Below are 14,515 nucleotides of genomic sequence, written 5' to 3' on the forward strand. Positions count from 1 at the left end.
CAGGGCGGGATCCCACTTTAAATTGAACTTTTACGGTTGGTCATGATCTGATCTGCCTTGCCCTTAATCCACAGATGACCATGACCCTTTTGAAACAACTAGAACAGATTACCGATCCCCGTAAGGACATCAATCTAAAGCATAATTTAGTGGATGTGGTGTTCCTGACACTCAGTGCTATCCTCAGCGGTGCGACTGGGTGGAAGTCCATTCAGGAATTCGGAGAAGAACAGCTAGATTGGCTCCGTCTGTACCGAAAATTTGAAAATGGCATCCCTAAAAGGCATTGTATCAGTAATATAATCAAAGCATTGGACAGCGAACTGCTCCTTCAAGCCATATTTGGCTGGATCAATGAGCAACGGCAAACGGAAGGGAAAACCGTTATCGCGCTGGATGGAAAAACCCTGCGCGGGGCGTGGAGTGAGGATGCTAAGAATGCACTCCATGTTGTCAGCGCATTTGATGTCGGCAACGGCATTACACTTTACCAAGACAGTTCACATTCTAAAGGGAAAGAAGCTGAAGTCGCCCGCAACATGATTGATGCTATGGCACTGGATAATGCCGTTCTGACGCTGGATGCACTGCATTGTCAGGTGTCTACCATGAACAAAATTAAACAGGGGAACGGTGATTTCATTATTCAGCTCAAGTCGAACCAGCCGGGATTATTTGAAGCAGTCAAAACCAGCTTCAGTAAAGCGTATGAGCAGCCAGAACTGGCTATATTTGAGCAGTTCAACATGGGTCATGGCCGCAGGGAGCGCCGAACAGTCATGCAGATAGAAGCAGAATTATCAGCGGAACTTAAGAAAAAGTGGCCGCACATCACCTCATTTATCGAAGTTGCCAGTGAACGGACAGTCGATGGAATAACATCATGTTCTTCACGCTGGTATGTCAGTTCCTTACCGCTCAATGCCGAAGAGGCCGCGAGGACTATTCGAGAGCATTGGGGGGTAGAAAATCAGCTCCATTGGGTGCTGGATGTGGTCTTCCGCGAAGATGCGCTGAAGGTAACGGATCCTGATGGCGCAAAGCATCTCGCCCTATTTAACCGAGCGGCTCTGAGTGCGATAAGGCAGCACCAAGGCAAAAAAGACAGTCTGGCAGGTAAGCGCCGCCGTGCTGGTTGGAGTCCTACATTTCGCTCAGAGTTGTTATTTGGTTAAGATATAAGCAAAGTGGAATCCCGCCCTGTAGTAACCATGGCGTCACTGCCGAAGAGAAGACAATGAAGCCGATCATTTTCGCCGCGCAGTTTACTTGAGTAAATGAGCAGCGAAAATGATTGGATGAAGCCCTAACTAATGTGCTCCACTAAACCATAATTGCGTTGCTGACGAAGCTAATGCTAGGCAAATCGATGGCGCCAGCGCGCAGTTGACTAATGTCAATGAGCACTGGCGCCAAGATTTAACGCCGCAGTAGCGAGTCCAAGCAGCAATTACTCGTACTCAGACATGGGCACACAGGCACAGAACAAATTCCTATCCCCATACACATCATCAATACGATTCACGGTTGGCCAGAACTTGTTGGCCTTGACTGTGGCATTCGGGAATACCGCCAGTTCGCGATCGTATGGACGGCTGTCGAAGGCGGGATCCATGATGTCGGCTAGCGTGTGTGGTGCATTGTGCAGCGGGTTATTGTCCGCAGGCCACTCACCGGCTTCGACCCGGGCGATTTCACCGCGGATGGCCACCATGGCTTCGATAAATCTGTCCAGTTCGGCCTTGGACTCAGACTCGGTCGGCTCGATCATCAGGGTTCCGGCAACCGGGAAGCTCATGGTCGGAGCGTGGAAGCCGTAGTCGTTGAGGCGTTTGGCAACATCCATTTCAGTGACGCCGGAGGCTTCTTTCAGCGGACGCAGATCGATAATGCACTCGTGAGCCACACGGTCGTTACGGCCGCGGTAGAGCACAGGATAGTGCTCTGACAGCTTCTTCATCACATAGTTGGCGTTGAGCATGGCGTTCTGGGTTGATTCACGCAGGCCCTTGGCGCCCAACAGCTTGATGTACATCCAGCTGATTGGCAGTATGCTGGCGCTGCCGTAAGGCGCGGCAGAGACGGCGCCGTTGTTGTCGCTTTCGCGGCCAGGCTTAACCAGAGTATGACCGGCAACGAAAGGAGCCAAATGCGCTTTTACGCCGATAGGACCCATGCCTGGACCACCACCGCCATGAGGGATGGCGAAGGTCTTGTGCAGGTTGAGGTGGGAAACGTCCGCGCCGATAAAGCCGGGAGTGGTCACGCCCACCTGGGCATTCATGTTGGCACCGTCCAGATACACCTGACCACCGTGTTGATGGATCACCTCACAGATCTCCGAGACGGTTTCTTCATACACGCCGTGGGTGGAAGGATAAGTGATCATAATGCAGGATAGGTTGTCGGCCACTTCGGCCGCCTTGGCGCGCAGATCTTCCATGTCCACGTTGCCGCGCTTGTCACAGCCCACAACCACTATCTTCATACCCGCCATCTGCGCCGAAGCCGGGTTGGTACCGTGAGCCGACTGAGGGATCAGACAGACATTGCGGTGCCCCTCGCCGCGGGATTCATGGTACTTCTTGATGGCCAACAGACCGGCGTATTCGCCGGATGCACCCGAGTTGGGCTGCAGGCACATGGCGTCATAGCCGGTGATTTCCACCAGATAGTCAGACAGCTCATTGAGCAGCTTTTCATAACCCTTGGCTTGATCCAGCGGGCAGAAAGGATGCAGGTTGGCAAATTCCGGCCAGCTGATAGGCAGCATCTCGGCGGTGGCGTTCAGCTTCATGGTGCATGAACCCAGAGAGATCATCGAGTGGTTCAGCGCCAAGTCTTTGTTTTCAAGACGCTTGATGTAGCGCAGCATCTCGGTTTCGCTGTGGAAGCTGTTGAAGGTTGGATGCGTCAGGATAGCCTCATCACGCAGCAGCGCAGCAGGGATGGACTCACTGCCCTTGGCAAGGATTTCAGCGTCCAGTGCCGCCACATCCAGGCCATGACCGGCGCCCAGGATGATATCGAACAGGGCAGCCAGATCATCAGCGGTAGTGGTTTCATCCAGGCTGACACCCAGAGTGCCTTCGGCATCGATACGCAGGTTGCTCTCGGCGGCAACGGCGCGGGCCAGCACGGCGTCTTTGTCGGCCACTTTGAAGGTCAGAGTGTCGAACCAGCTAGCGTTGACCAGCTCAACGCCCTTGGCCTTGAGGCCGGCGGCGAGAATGTCGGTCAGGCGGTGGATACGCTCGGCTATGGTCTTCAGCCCTTGTGGGCCATGGTATACAGCGTAGAAAGAGGCCATGTTGGCCAGCAGGATCTGCGCGGTACAGATATTGGAGTTGGCCTTTTCGCGGCGGATATGCTGCTCACGGGTTTGCATCGCCATCCGCAGCGCTGTGTTGCCGCGGCTATCTTTGGAAACGCCTATGATACGGCCAGGCATGGAACGCTTGTGCTCGTCACGGGTCACGAAGAAAGCGGCGTGCGGGCCACCATACCCCATAGGCACGCCGAAACGCTGCGCGCTGCCAAAGACCACGTCGGCGCCCAGGCTACCGGGAGACTTGAGCAATACCAGCGACATGATATCGGCGGCAACAGCCACAATCGCCTTCTGCTCACGCAGCTTGGCGAAGAGTTCACGCTGATCGTTCAGCTCGCCTGTCTTGCCGCTGTACTGGAACAGGGCACCAAAGAGTTCATGATTGAGCGCTTCCTCGGCGGGGCCTACGACGACTTCAAAACCAAAGCATTCGGCGCGGGTCTTGACCACATCCAGCGTCTGCGGGAACACGTCATCGGCAACGAAGAAGATATTGGCTTTCTTGGCCTTGGATACCCGCTTGGCCAGCGCCATGGCTTCGGCGGCGGCAGTGGCTTCGTCCAGCAGCGAGGCGGAGGCCAGATCCAGGCCTGAGAGGTCCATGGACATCTGCTGGAAGTTCAGTACCGCTTCCAGGCGGCCCTGGGCGATTTCCGGCTGGTATGGGGTATAAGCCGTGTACCAACCCGGGTTTTCCAGCACATTGCGCAAAATGACGTTAGGCACTTCAGTGCCGTAGTAGCCCATGCCTATGTAGCTCTTGAAGACCTTGTTCTGCTTGGCCAGACCCTTGATATAGGCCAGACCTTCGGCTTCGCCACAGGCTTCGCCCACGGCCAGATCCCGGTTCAGACGAATCGACTCCGGTACTATCTGCGCCGTCAGATCTTCCAGTGACTCGGCGCCTACATAGTTCAGCATCTCTTGCTGCTGCAGGGCGTCGGAGCCGATATGACGACGGATAAAGAGTTCGTGCTGCTCTAACTGAGTGAGGGTTTGCTTGGTCATGATTAACCTTGTTCCATGTTCGCCGGTATCCAGCCGTAGGGAGGCGGTGTACCAGTCTCTTTATTTAGTGGTAAAACAAACGAAGCCCCGGAGGGCTTCGTTTTTCAGCAACGCTTATTCTTCGTCGATGACAGCCTGATATCCTTCGGCATCCAGCAGGTTGTCCAGCTCAGACAGGTCAGAAGGCATGATACGGAAGAACCAGCCATCACCGAATGCATCGCTGTTGACCAGCTCAGGGCTGTCTTCCAGCGCTTCGTTGATGGCAATCACTTCACCGGACAGAGGGGCATAGATATCTGAAGCGGCCTTAACAGACTCGGCCACAGCGCAATCCTCAGAGGCGCTGACAGTGTCGCCTACTTCCGGCAATTCAACGAAAACCATATCACCCAGCAGCTCCTGCGCATGTTCAGTGATACCGACTGTGTAGCTACCGTCTTCTTCCTTGCGGATCCATTCGTGAGAAGAAGCGTACTTCAGTTCGCTTGGAATATTGCTCATTATTCTTGTTCCTTTCCCGTGTTTTAGAATGCTTGTTTACCGTTACGCACAAAGCCTGGCGCCACTACTTTAACAGCAACGCGCTTCTTGCGCATTTCGACTTCGGCCGTATCCCCAATGGAGTTCGGTACCCGGGCCATCGCAATAGAATAGCCCAATGTCGGTGAGAATGTACCGCTGGTGATCACGCCTTCCTGCTCTTGGCCGTTGGCGTCGGTAAAGAATACCGGCATGCCGTGGCGCAACACGCCTTTTTGCTCCATCACCAGGCCGATAAATTTGTCGGCTCCGGCCTCTTTGATGGCGGTCAGGGCTTCGCGACCGATAAAGTCACGATCGCTCGGTTCCCAGGCAATGGTCCAGCCCATGTTGGCGGCCAATGGATTAACGGTTTCATCCATGTCCTGACCATAGAGGTTCATCCCGGCTTCCAGGCGCAGCGTATCGCGGGCCCCCAGACCACATGGCTTAACACCGGCCTCGAGCAGCGCTTGCCACAGGGCTTCGGCTTCTTCGGCAGGCACTATGATTTCATAACCGGCTTCACCTGTGTAACCTGTGGTGGCCACAAACAGGCTGCCTGCCTGCACACCGAAGAAAGGCTTCATGCCTTCAACGGCCGCGTTTTGCTCGGCAGTGAACACAGTAGCGGTTTTGGCCTTGGCATTGGGGCCCTGCACGGCAATCATCGCCAGCTCAGGGCGCTCGGTCACTGTGACATCATAGGGCTTGGACTGCTCGGCAATCCAGGCGAGATCTTTTTCGCGGGTGGCAGAGTTGACTACAACCCGGTAATGGGTGTCATCGAGATAATAAGTGATCAGATCGTCAATCACCCCGGCTTCATGGTTCAGCATGCCGCTGTACAGCGCCTTGCCGGAGACCTTGAGTTTGGCGATATCGTTGGCCAGCAGTTTACGCAGGAAGGCTTTGGCGTCGCTGCCGGTGACATCAACAACCGTCATATGGGAGACGTCGAACATACCGGCGTCCTGACGCACTGCGTGATGTTCTTCTATCTGCGAACCATAGTTGAGTGGCATATCCCAACCATGAAAATCAACCATCTTGGCATTGGCTTCCAAGTGCTTGTTAAAGAGTACAGTTTTATTAGCCATTGTTATCCCTTCTAGTCGGGGCTTTACAGTGTCACCCAGGGGCAACACTGAGTTAAAATGCAGCGAAATTATACCCTGCGTCACAAATTTGTATACAAGTGATTTTTCTAATCCGAACCATTATGGATTAATTTTTCTCATGGTTTGCCTGTAATTTTTTTACAGTAAATCACAGCGCGTGTATAAAAAACGCCCAAAAGTGACTGTTTTTGGGCGCTTTCCTTCACATACGGCTAACCGGGGATGAAGATTATTCAGGACGGCACAAACGCGGCAGCTTGAATTTGTGTCCCATGGCCTGTTGCATGAACACAGTTTTCAGCCCAGCGACATTGTCCACCAGGTTGAGACCGAGATCGCGAATCGCCTTCTTCAGAGGATTACTGCCGGCAAACAACCGCTTGAACCCCTCCATGGCAGCTATCATCTCCATCGCCTCGGCTTTGCGCCAGCGCTCAAGGGCGCGCAGTTCGCCATAGGCGCCGATATCCTTGCCTTCGCCGTGCAATGCCGCCACGGTTTCCACTATGGCGCCGGCATCGAGGAAACCCAGGTTGACCCCCTGCCCCGCCAACGGATGTATGGTGTGTGCCGCATCACCGGCCAGCAACAAACGATGGCGGGCGAAATGGCGCGCATAACGCATCCGCAGCGGAAAGCTCTGGCGTTCACTCTCCAACTGACACAGGCCCAGGCGGCCATCGAAGGCGGCGGTAAGTGCCCGGGAAAAGGCCTCATCATCCAAAGCCTGCAAGGCTTCGGCCTTTTGCGGCGGCACCGACCAGACGATGGAGCAGAGGTCACTCTCATAAAGCGGCAGAAACGCCAGTGGGCCGTCGGCACTGAACACCTGGCGGGCGCAGTCACCATGGGGCAACTGAGTACGAATGCTGGCGACTATGGCGTGATGGCCGTAATCCCAGAAGGTCAGTGGGATCTGGCACTGTTGGCGAACCCAGGAGTTGGCGCCATCGGCAGCCACCACCAGGGCGGCACTAAGGTTATCGCCGTTATCCAGCGTCAGCCAGGCTTCACGCTCACCAAAGGCGATACGCTCAAGCCGGGTGTGTTCCAGCAGTGTCAGCTGTTCCAGCTCTGCGGCTCGCTGGGCCAGGGCGTAGTGAATGGCATCGTTTTCGATTATGGTGCCAAGGGAAGTCTCGCACTGGCTCTGGGCATCAAACTGGATGCGCCCCATGCCGTCTTTTTCCCAGACATCCATCTTGCTGTATGGCCCGAGACGGGACTTGTCCAGATAGGCCCAGGCCCCCAAGTGTTCGAGCAGCGCCTGGCTGGCCTTGTTGATGGCACTGACCCTCAGGCGTGGCGCCCCCTCGACCGGCGCGGCACCGGCGGCATCTATCACCACCACCTTGAGCCCGGCCTGTTCCAGGCCGCAGGCCGTTGCCAGTCCCACCATACCGCCGCCCACCACGGCCACATCATAGCTTTGGAAATTCATCGTCACTGACTCCTGGAAAACAAACAAGCAGCCGATTGCCTGTGCCACCCCATGGCTCTGTGGGCCACCGGGGTCTTGAGAGGTGGGCACCAGGAGAGGATCCTGAGTCCCAAATTACGTCCGGCCACCAGCGGCCAGTAGTTGTTGGAAAAACCGCGCACCAGAAACTCGATATTGTTGATGGTCTGGCGTCTGTCCTGCTCACGGGCAGCATGATAGGCATGCAGCACCTGGGCTGCGCCTGGGTCGCCACCTGCGGCCAATACCGGCTCCAGCGTTTCCAGCACAGTGACCAGATCCCTGAGCCCCAGATTGAACCCCTGCCCGGCTATCGGGTGCAGAGTCTGGGCGGCATTGCCCAAATAAAGCGTACGGTGATAGATGGGCCTTGGCATGTAAGAGAGACTCAGTGGGTAGCGGTTGCGCTCACCCACGGCCACAAAACGCCCGGCTCGATAGCCGAAGGCCTTCTGCAGCTGCTGCAAAAACTCAGCCTGCGGCAGAGCCTGCACCCGCTCGGCCTCTTCATGGGGCAAGGCCCACACCAGAGAGAGCCTGGCCTGGCCGTCGCTGTCCCCCATAGGCAGCAGTGCCAACGGGCCGTGCTCGGTGAAGCGCTCCCAGGCCATGCCATTATGGGGCTTGTCGGTAGCAACATTGGCGATAACCGCGCTCTGGCCAAACTCAAACTGCTGCAACGCCTGTTGCTGCTGGGCACGCACCGAGGAGTTAACCCCATCTGCCGCCAGCAATAAACGGCAGGAAAGCCGCCGACCATTACTGAGGGTCAAACTATGGCCCGCAGCCGAGGTTTGCAGCTTCTCGAGACGCGCCGGGCAATAAAGCTGGATATCACTGTTGCCGATGGCGCCAAACAGCCTCTGGCCGACCCGCTCGAGTTCCACTACCTGGCCGAGGGAGTCCAGCGCAAACTGCCCGGCGTTGAGCTCTGTCATGCCGAAATGGCCGCGATCCGAGACATGAATATCGGTTATCGCCGTGCCTAGGTCTTCAAGCAAAGGCCAGATGCCGAGGCGCTTGAGCTCAAACACTGAGCCATTGGCTATGGCGATGGAGCGGGCATCGAAACCTGGATGTTGCCTGGCGGGATCGAAGGCCTCGATAACGGCTATTTTCAGCGGACGGGAGAGTTTCCTGGCCAGGGAGGCCAGCCCCAATGCCAAGGTGGCACCGGCCATGGCGCCGCCGACAATGGCGATATCCAGCTCAGTGCATTCCTGACTCACAGCTTGGGCGTCAACTTGCGGGTTCATCTTTCCTCTACTCAGGCACGCTCAATGGGTGCCGTCACAGAAAATGACAGGGCGAACGGGCGCCCTGTCAATGCAGCGTATTATTGTCTGGTGTTTCGGCGTCGAGATCCGGCAACTCTGGGCCGAACTCTGAATAGCAGAGAATGGCGGCCATGCGAACAAACTCCAGCAGCTCGAGATATGCACTTTCGGATTCGTCATCGTCGGCAACATCGAACTCTACCTGGGCAATTTCCGCCAGATCTTTGATCACTTCACGAACATCTTCCGATGCCTGATTCAAACCCGGTTGAATAATGGCGATGCCGGTGAGGAAGCTCTGAGTCCAGAGCGAGAGTGCCTCGACCCGCACTGTCAGAGGTTCTTCCTCTTCCGGCAGCAGCAGGGTGAAGCCAAAGTCTGGATCCTGCAGTCGATTGACTGTGTCACCAAAAAGTTCGGTTATCAGTTGTGTCAGTTCGTCGGGCAGGCGCTGACCGTCGTTCATCAGCTCGAGCAGTGGCTGATACCAGGCCTGCTCCTGCTGTGACACGCCGCCACAAATCAGGCCCACCAAGGCGCCATGCACTTCAACCGGATGCTGACCTATGTCGGCGTTGTCGAGCGCACTGCGCAGGCTTTCGATACGTAATGAGGGTGGGGTTGCCATAAAGCTGTCCAAGTATTGAATTTACCCCCGTCATGCTAGCAGAGTTAGGGAAGGCGACCAAGACTGGAATCTTACCCAAGCTGCGAGCCAGGTCGTGCATTTGGCAATGCATCCAGGCTTCGCCGTTTATCTACTGCCGGGATTTGTACCAAGCTGGTCAGGGAAACAGCAGCCAACGCAACAAAGCGGCGCTTGTCTTGCACTTTAACGCTGAGCTAGATATATTCCGCCACAGAGCCAAAGAAAAGGATCCCGTGCGGAAGATGAGTAACAGTGCCATAGATATCACCCTGTTGGGGCGCACCTACTCCATCGCCTGTCCCCCGGGTCAGGAACAGGCTCTGCAAGCGGTGGCGCAGAAATTGGAGCTGCAACTGGGCAAGATAAAGTCCCGCACCAACGCCATCAGCCGCGAGGAAATGGCTTTGATGGCCGCACTCAACATAGGCTATGAGCTCTATGAAGAGCAGCGGAAGAATCAAGATTATATGAGCCAAATGGATGACAGAATCCGTTTGCTGCAATCCACTCTTGAGCACGCATTGGTTGAGCGAAGCGCAAGAGAGGATTAAACTGAAATAGCACGAACCCTCACAGGTTCGACCCAGAATTTGCTCCCTGGGGTGTGCGACAGCTGGTAATGTCCCTGTGCCGATATTTTTAATCTCAGGGTGAATGTTTTACTGACATTGTGCATGCTCGGCGCGAACCGAGAAGCCTTAGGATGTAATCATTTACCCGCCTTGAACCTACGGTTCAAGGGCTACACCGGCATCGACATTCTGGGGAGCATCCTCATTTATGACTCACACAGACTCTAGCAGCCAAACCCGTGATGCGCGTTGCAAGACGCTCAGGCAAGCCATTCGCCATGCCCGCAGGGCCATTCCCGAAGCCGAGCAGCATGTTGCCGCCCTCAAGGGTTGTGAGCAGTTTCTAACCTTGCTCGATGAACTGAGCGCCCAAGGCAGAGAAATCAAGACAGTCGCCCTCTACTTTAGCTGTGACGGCGAGCTGGACACAGCTCCCCTTATCGAAGCGCTATGGCAACGGGGAATAACCACCTGTCTGCCGATCATTCATCCCTTTGCCCCGGGGCGTTTACTGTTTCTGCGCTATCAACTCTCCAGTCAACTGCACGCCAACCGCTTTGGTATCCCCGAGCCCAGACTGGATATCCGCAGTCTGGTGCCTTTGGCTGAGCTGGATCTCATCCTCACGCCATTGGTGGCCTTCGACGCCCAGGGCAACCGCATGGGCATGGGCGGCGGCTTCTACGACAGAACACTGGCGGCGGCGCAGCAAAGCGCCCGAACTGTGCCATTGCTGGCAGTCGGTTTTGCCCATAACCTGCAGCTGGTGGACTCCCTGCCCCTCGCCCCTTGGGATATCCCGCTGCCCTTTATCGTTACCCCGGACAAGCTGCATAGCTTCAACACTCTGACGGCTGAATCTTGACCCGAAAAAGTGGTATAACATCAGCCTGAGAAGTCGCGGAGTAAGCAAGTATGGCACGTCAGTATCGCAGCCTTGATAGACCAGACAGTGCCCAGCGGGCCAAGGTTAAGCAGCAGATGCAGCGGGAAACCTATCACAATATGCGCCGGCAACAGTCACAGCCCAAGGCGCTGCTCGGCGCCTTGCTGGGCGCCATTCTTGCTATGTGGCTGTTTCTATTTATGGCCGGCAGCAACAGCACTCTGGTTTGGCTGTATATGCTGCCGGCGGTGGCTGTGGGCCTGGGTGCCAGATGGCTGGGGAAGTGTTTCGAGTGGCAGCTTTTGCTGCCGGTTCCGCTGATTACACTACTGCTTTATAGCCTGGCACTCTGGTTGTTGCTGCGCTTTCATGCCTCTGATCTCCTGATAGTGCCGCTTTGCTGTGGTATCAGTCTTTACTGCGCCCGCCGTTCACTGAGCCCCATGGAGCAAAGCGCCCTGTGGCAGGCCAAGCTGGATCAACACTGAGACCTGGCTCCAGGCTTTTTATTGCTATTGCTGAAATATCTTGGTGAATTGGCGAATCCTCTTATGGCGTAGGCTTGAATCTCAGGGCAGGTTAGCACCAGACATTATGCCGGCTGGCACTCTGCCCTGGCGGCTTCTATGCTGAAAGCCATATAGGCAGCTCATTATCATGCCGCCGAGTCGGCCTTGTCGTTTTTGGAATTCCACTCAAAGGAGAGAACAAGCGATGAAAAAGTCCATCCTGATCCCGGGTTGTTTGTCACTGGTGTTTGCCGCATCACAACTGGCCGCCGAAGAAGTCAGTATCTCATTACTGTCGGCCGATGGCCCAAGCCCCATAGGCAGCATCAGTCTCAGTGATTCCGCCTACGGCCTGGTGTTAACCCCCAACCTCAAGCAACTCACGCCCGGCGTTCACGGCTTCCATGTGCATCAAAATGGCAGTTGTGACACCAGCAGTAAAGACGGTAAGACGGTATTGGGCGGCGCGGCCGGAGGTCACTTCGACCCTGATGGCAGCGGCAAGCACGGTTACCCCTGGACAAATGACAATCACAAGGGTGATCTGCCGGCGCTCTATGTCGATGCTGATGGCATGGCTTCCACACCTGTGCTGGCACCAAGGTTGAAACTGGCCGACGTCAAAGGTAAGGCACTGATGATCCACATGGGAGGCGATAACCATTCAGATCACCCGGCGCCACTGGGTGGCGGTGGCGCCCGCATGGCCTGTGGCGTGATTAACTGAGCCGCACCAAACACAAAAAACGCGGCTCTTGAGCCGCGTTTTTTAATTCAATTCAAGCCAATGTCTTTTTAGCTTTGATCTTTTGTTGGCTTGGCACGTTTAGTGGCTTTCACTCTTGCCTCTCAAACGCTCCACCATACTCATCAAGGCCACCGCGATGGCACCGGCCACAATGCCAAACAGGGCGTTGAGCAAGGTAGGTGTCAGCGCTGCCAACACAGGGCCGGCCACAGCCAAAGAGCCTACCCAGTTGGCGGCATGGGTTATTTGCTCACTGACCCAATGCAGGCCATGGGTGAGAATGCCGCCACCTACCATAAACATGGCGGCAGTGCCCACTATGGTAAGCAGCTTCATAAGTTTAGGGGCAGCACTGACCAGCATAAGCCCAATACGCCTGAGGTTGTGGGCCCAAAAACCCTCGCCTCTGCGTCTTGAGAGATACAGCCCGGCGTCATCCAGCTTAACGATACCGGCCACCAAGCCGTAGACCCCGATAGTCATTACCACTGCAATGATAGACAGAGTGGCCAACTGGGTCATAAAGGCTTTTTCCGCCACAATACCCAAGGTGATGGCGATGATCTCTGCCGACAACACAAAGTCGGTACGTATCGCGCCTTTGACTTTCTGCGCTTCCCAGGCGCGAATATCCTCGACCTCTTTCATGGCGGCCTCGGCGGCGGCTTCATCATCTGTTTCGGCAGAAGCCTTGCTGTGACTGGCCTTGTGCCAGAGTTTTTCAAAGCCTTCAAAGCAGAGAAACAAGCCACCGAACATCAACAGAGGTGTAACTGCCCAGGGAATAAAGGCGCTGATCAGCAAGGCTGCCGGCACCAAAATAAGTTTGTTGCGAAAAGAGCCCTTGGCAACGGCCCATACCACGGGCAGCTCCCGCTCGGCGCTGATCCCTGTTACCTGCTGCGCATTCAGCGCCAGATCGTCCCCCAATACCCCGGCGGTTTTCTTGGCGGCAACCTTACTCATTACCGCCACATCATCCAGGATGGTGGCAATATCATCCAATAGAGTCAGTAGACTCGCTCCAGCCATTTAAATCTCCTTAAACCAGGTCAATTTTGCGCTCTAAATAGGTTCGGTATGCGACATATTCAAGCGGCAACTGTGCACTTTTTCAGCGCAGCACTGCCACATCAGCCTGGCCGTTCCCCCCTGGCCGTATAGTAGCGCAGGGGCGCAGGCGGGCGCAGTAAAAAGTTCTTAACTTATGTTGCACTTCAAGAACTATTCTTCAGGACAAGATTGAGCGGCACTTTTCACTACAACTCGGAGTATACTAGGGCAAGTTCAAGTAAATTTGTCAGAATCAACAGGATGGCATTATGACCCAAGATGAAATGAAGAAAGCGGCCGGTTGGGCAGCGCTGGAATATGTCGAGAAAGACAGCATAGTTGGCGTGGGCACCGGCTCTACCGTCAACCACTTTATCGATGCTCTGGCTACGATAAAGGCCGATATTGAAGGCGCGGTTTCCAGCTCTGAAGCCTCCACCGCCAAGCTCAAACAGTTGGGGATCCCTGTGTTTGATCTCAATTCGGTAGACAAGCTGTCTGTGTATGTCGATGGCGCCGATGAAATCAACGGCCACATGGACATGATCAAGGGTGGCGGCGCCGCACTGACCCGGGAAAAGATAGTTGCGGCCGTGGCCGACAAGTTTATCTGTATCGTTGATAATACCAAGCAAGTCGATGTGCTGGGCAACTTCCCGCTACCGGTGGAAGTGATCCCCATGGCCCGCTCCTACGTGGCCCGTGAGCTGGTGAAACTGGGTGGCGATCCTGTCTATCGTGAAGGTGTGGTAACAGATAACGGCAACGTCATTCTGGATGTCTACAACCTGAAGATACTGAACCCCAAAGAGCTGGAAGTGCAGATTAATGCCATAGTGGGCGTAGTGACCAATGGTCTGTTCGCCAACCGTGGCGCCGATGTGCTTCTGGTGGGCACCCCTGAAGGGGTTAAAACCATCAAGTAAGCCTTAATCTTAAATGGCAAAAGCCGCCAGCAGGCGGCTTTTTTGTGGAAAATTGAGCGGATTGCAGAGCAAAAGCATCGCAAGAACAGTCGGCTCAAGAGTAAAAAATGGCCAACCAGACGCTAGTTTGATCCTCGGCGGTCCAACTGACTCTGTGGCGTACATGAGCGGGGATATTGAGCCAGTCCCCCGGGTTCAGGCTCACTTCTGAACCATCTTCATATTGCAGCCGGGCGGCGCCCTGCAGTAGCAATACCCATTCATGCTGCGCTTGATCGTACCATTGCCCTTCGGGTGTCACCTGACCGTGGGACAGAATGCGCTCAATTTTAAGATCCGGCGTGGCCAAAAGCGCGTCAAACTGCTCGGCATCAAGCTGCTTGGGTAAGTTGGCAAACAGATTGTTCATCTTGCTCTCCTGCGATATATGCCCCGTTACTCGACCTATCCCTAT

Annotated in this window: 14 protein-coding genes and 1 other RNA gene; 7 read left to right on the plus strand and 8 right to left on the minus strand. The window is 55.2% G+C overall.

Annotated features, from left to right (window positions below; genetic code table 11):
* Nucleotides 1–80 precede the first annotated feature (80 nt).
* Nucleotides 81–1,175, plus strand: coding sequence for an ISAs1 family transposase (locus ACMHXI_RS15250; RefSeq protein WP_109248997.1), 1,095 nt, complete (start codon nucleotides 81–83; stop codon nucleotides 1,173–1,175).
* Between the two features lie 275 nt (nucleotides 1,176–1,450).
* Here the strand turns inward: ACMHXI_RS15250 and gcvP are convergent, their stop codons facing one another.
* From gcvP to ACMHXI_RS15280, 6 genes are all read right to left on the minus strand, one after another.
* Nucleotides 1,451–4,339, minus strand: coding sequence for an aminomethyl-transferring glycine dehydrogenase (gcvP, locus tag ACMHXI_RS15255; protein WP_208123720.1), 2,889 nt, complete (start codon nucleotides 4,337–4,339; stop codon nucleotides 1,451–1,453).
* A 114-nt stretch (nucleotides 4,340–4,453) separates the two neighbouring features.
* Entirely contained in the window at nucleotides 4,454–4,843 is a 390-nt protein-coding gene (gene gcvH / locus ACMHXI_RS15260; protein WP_025009008.1) for a glycine cleavage system protein GcvH, read from the minus strand.
* Nucleotides 4,844–4,866: 23 nt separating this feature from the next.
* Entirely contained in the window at nucleotides 4,867–5,961 is a 1,095-nt protein-coding gene (gene gcvT, locus ACMHXI_RS15265; RefSeq protein WP_025009007.1) for a glycine cleavage system aminomethyltransferase GcvT, read from the minus strand.
* A gap of 250 nt (nucleotides 5,962–6,211) precedes the next feature.
* Complete coding sequence (locus tag ACMHXI_RS15270) at nucleotides 6,212–7,423, minus strand: FAD-dependent monooxygenase (protein ID WP_037474072.1); 1,212 nt, start codon at nucleotides 7,421–7,423, stop codon at nucleotides 6,212–6,214.
* A gap of 2 nt (nucleotides 7,424–7,425) precedes the next feature.
* Complete coding sequence (gene ubiH / locus ACMHXI_RS15275) at nucleotides 7,426–8,697, minus strand: 2-octaprenyl-6-methoxyphenyl hydroxylase (protein WP_144166211.1); 1,272 nt, start codon at nucleotides 8,695–8,697, stop codon at nucleotides 7,426–7,428.
* Between the two features lie 67 nt (nucleotides 8,698–8,764).
* On the minus strand, nucleotides 8,765–9,346 hold the full coding sequence (locus ACMHXI_RS15280; RefSeq protein ID WP_039034573.1) for a UPF0149 family protein: 582 nt from the start codon (nucleotides 9,344–9,346) through the stop codon (nucleotides 8,765–8,767).
* A gap of 263 nt (nucleotides 9,347–9,609) precedes the next feature.
* Here ACMHXI_RS15280 and zapA point away from each other — a divergent pair, with 263 nt between their 5' ends.
* From zapA to sodC, 5 genes are all read left to right on the plus strand, one after another.
* Entirely contained in the window at nucleotides 9,610–9,918 is a 309-nt protein-coding gene (zapA, locus tag ACMHXI_RS15285; RefSeq protein ID WP_025009004.1) for a cell division protein ZapA, read from the plus strand.
* A gap of 40 nt (nucleotides 9,919–9,958) precedes the next feature.
* Nucleotides 9,959–10,139, plus strand: a non-coding RNA gene (gene ssrS / locus ACMHXI_RS15290) — 6S RNA.
* 8 nt (nucleotides 10,140–10,147) lie between these two features.
* Nucleotides 10,148–10,804 carry a 5-formyltetrahydrofolate cyclo-ligase gene (locus tag ACMHXI_RS15295; RefSeq protein WP_144166212.1) on the plus strand — a complete coding sequence of 219 codons (657 nt, stop codon included), beginning with the start codon at nucleotides 10,148–10,150 and terminating at the stop codon, nucleotides 10,802–10,804.
* Nucleotides 10,805–10,854: 50 nt separating this feature from the next.
* Nucleotides 10,855–11,313: a hypothetical protein gene (locus ACMHXI_RS15300; protein WP_117199907.1), complete on the plus strand. Its 459-nt coding sequence runs from the start codon at nucleotides 10,855–10,857 to the stop codon at nucleotides 11,311–11,313.
* 226 nt (nucleotides 11,314–11,539) lie between these two features.
* The gene (gene sodC, locus ACMHXI_RS15305) at nucleotides 11,540–12,061 is read left to right on the plus strand and encodes a superoxide dismutase family protein (RefSeq protein ID WP_025009001.1); all 522 of its coding nucleotides are present in this window, start codon (nucleotides 11,540–11,542) and stop codon (nucleotides 12,059–12,061) included.
* A gap of 99 nt (nucleotides 12,062–12,160) precedes the next feature.
* On the opposite strand, the gene ACMHXI_RS15310 is transcribed toward sodC, so the two are convergent.
* On the minus strand, nucleotides 12,161–13,114 hold the full coding sequence (locus tag ACMHXI_RS15310) for a DUF808 domain-containing protein (protein WP_025009000.1): 954 nt from the start codon (nucleotides 13,112–13,114) through the stop codon (nucleotides 12,161–12,163).
* 290 nt (nucleotides 13,115–13,404) lie between these two features.
* Here ACMHXI_RS15310 and rpiA point away from each other — a divergent pair, with 290 nt between their 5' ends.
* Entirely contained in the window at nucleotides 13,405–14,061 is a 657-nt protein-coding gene (gene rpiA / locus ACMHXI_RS15315; RefSeq protein ID WP_025008999.1) for a ribose-5-phosphate isomerase RpiA, read from the plus strand.
* Between the two features lie 94 nt (nucleotides 14,062–14,155).
* On the opposite strand, the gene ACMHXI_RS15320 is transcribed toward rpiA, so the two are convergent.
* Nucleotides 14,156–14,470 (minus strand): cupin domain-containing protein, encoded by a 315-nt coding sequence (locus tag ACMHXI_RS15320; protein WP_025008998.1) that lies wholly within the window; start codon nucleotides 14,468–14,470, stop codon nucleotides 14,156–14,158.
* Between the last annotated feature and the right edge of the window lie 45 nt (nucleotides 14,471–14,515).

The organism is Shewanella sp. BJSY2023SW005 (genome assembly GCF_047314585.1).
GTDB classification, from domain to species: domain Bacteria; phylum Pseudomonadota; class Gammaproteobacteria; order Enterobacterales; family Shewanellaceae; genus Shewanella; species Shewanella algae.

Coding starts and splice junctions, on each gene's coding strand:
- ACMHXI_RS15250 (WP_109248997.1), top strand. CDS start 81: ATGACCCTTTTGAAACAACTAGAACAGATTACCGATCCCCGTAAGGAC.
- gcvP (WP_208123720.1), bottom strand. CDS start 4,339: ATGACCAAGCAAACCCTCACTCAGTTAGAGCAGCACGAACTCTTTATC.
- gcvH (WP_025009008.1), bottom strand. CDS start 4,843: ATGAGCAATATTCCAAGCGAACTGAAGTACGCTTCTTCTCACGAATGG.
- gcvT (WP_025009007.1), bottom strand. CDS start 5,961: ATGGCTAATAAAACTGTACTCTTTAACAAGCACTTGGAAGCCAATGCC.
- ACMHXI_RS15270 (WP_037474072.1), bottom strand. CDS start 7,423: ATGAATTTCCAAAGCTATGATGTGGCCGTGGTGGGCGGCGGTATGGTG.
- ubiH (WP_144166211.1), bottom strand. CDS start 8,697: ATGAACCCGCAAGTTGACGCCCAAGCTGTGAGTCAGGAATGCACTGAG.
- ACMHXI_RS15280 (WP_039034573.1), bottom strand. CDS start 9,346: ATGGCAACCCCACCCTCATTACGTATCGAAAGCCTGCGCAGTGCGCTC.
- zapA (WP_025009004.1), top strand. CDS start 9,610: ATGAGTAACAGTGCCATAGATATCACCCTGTTGGGGCGCACCTACTCC.
- ACMHXI_RS15295 (WP_144166212.1), top strand. CDS start 10,148: ATGACTCACACAGACTCTAGCAGCCAAACCCGTGATGCGCGTTGCAAG.
- ACMHXI_RS15300 (WP_117199907.1), top strand. CDS start 10,855: ATGGCACGTCAGTATCGCAGCCTTGATAGACCAGACAGTGCCCAGCGG.
- sodC (WP_025009001.1), top strand. CDS start 11,540: ATGAAAAAGTCCATCCTGATCCCGGGTTGTTTGTCACTGGTGTTTGCC.
- ACMHXI_RS15310 (WP_025009000.1), bottom strand. CDS start 13,114: ATGGCTGGAGCGAGTCTACTGACTCTATTGGATGATATTGCCACCATC.
- rpiA (WP_025008999.1), top strand. CDS start 13,405: ATGACCCAAGATGAAATGAAGAAAGCGGCCGGTTGGGCAGCGCTGGAA.
- ACMHXI_RS15320 (WP_025008998.1), bottom strand. CDS start 14,470: ATGAACAATCTGTTTGCCAACTTACCCAAGCAGCTTGATGCCGAGCAG.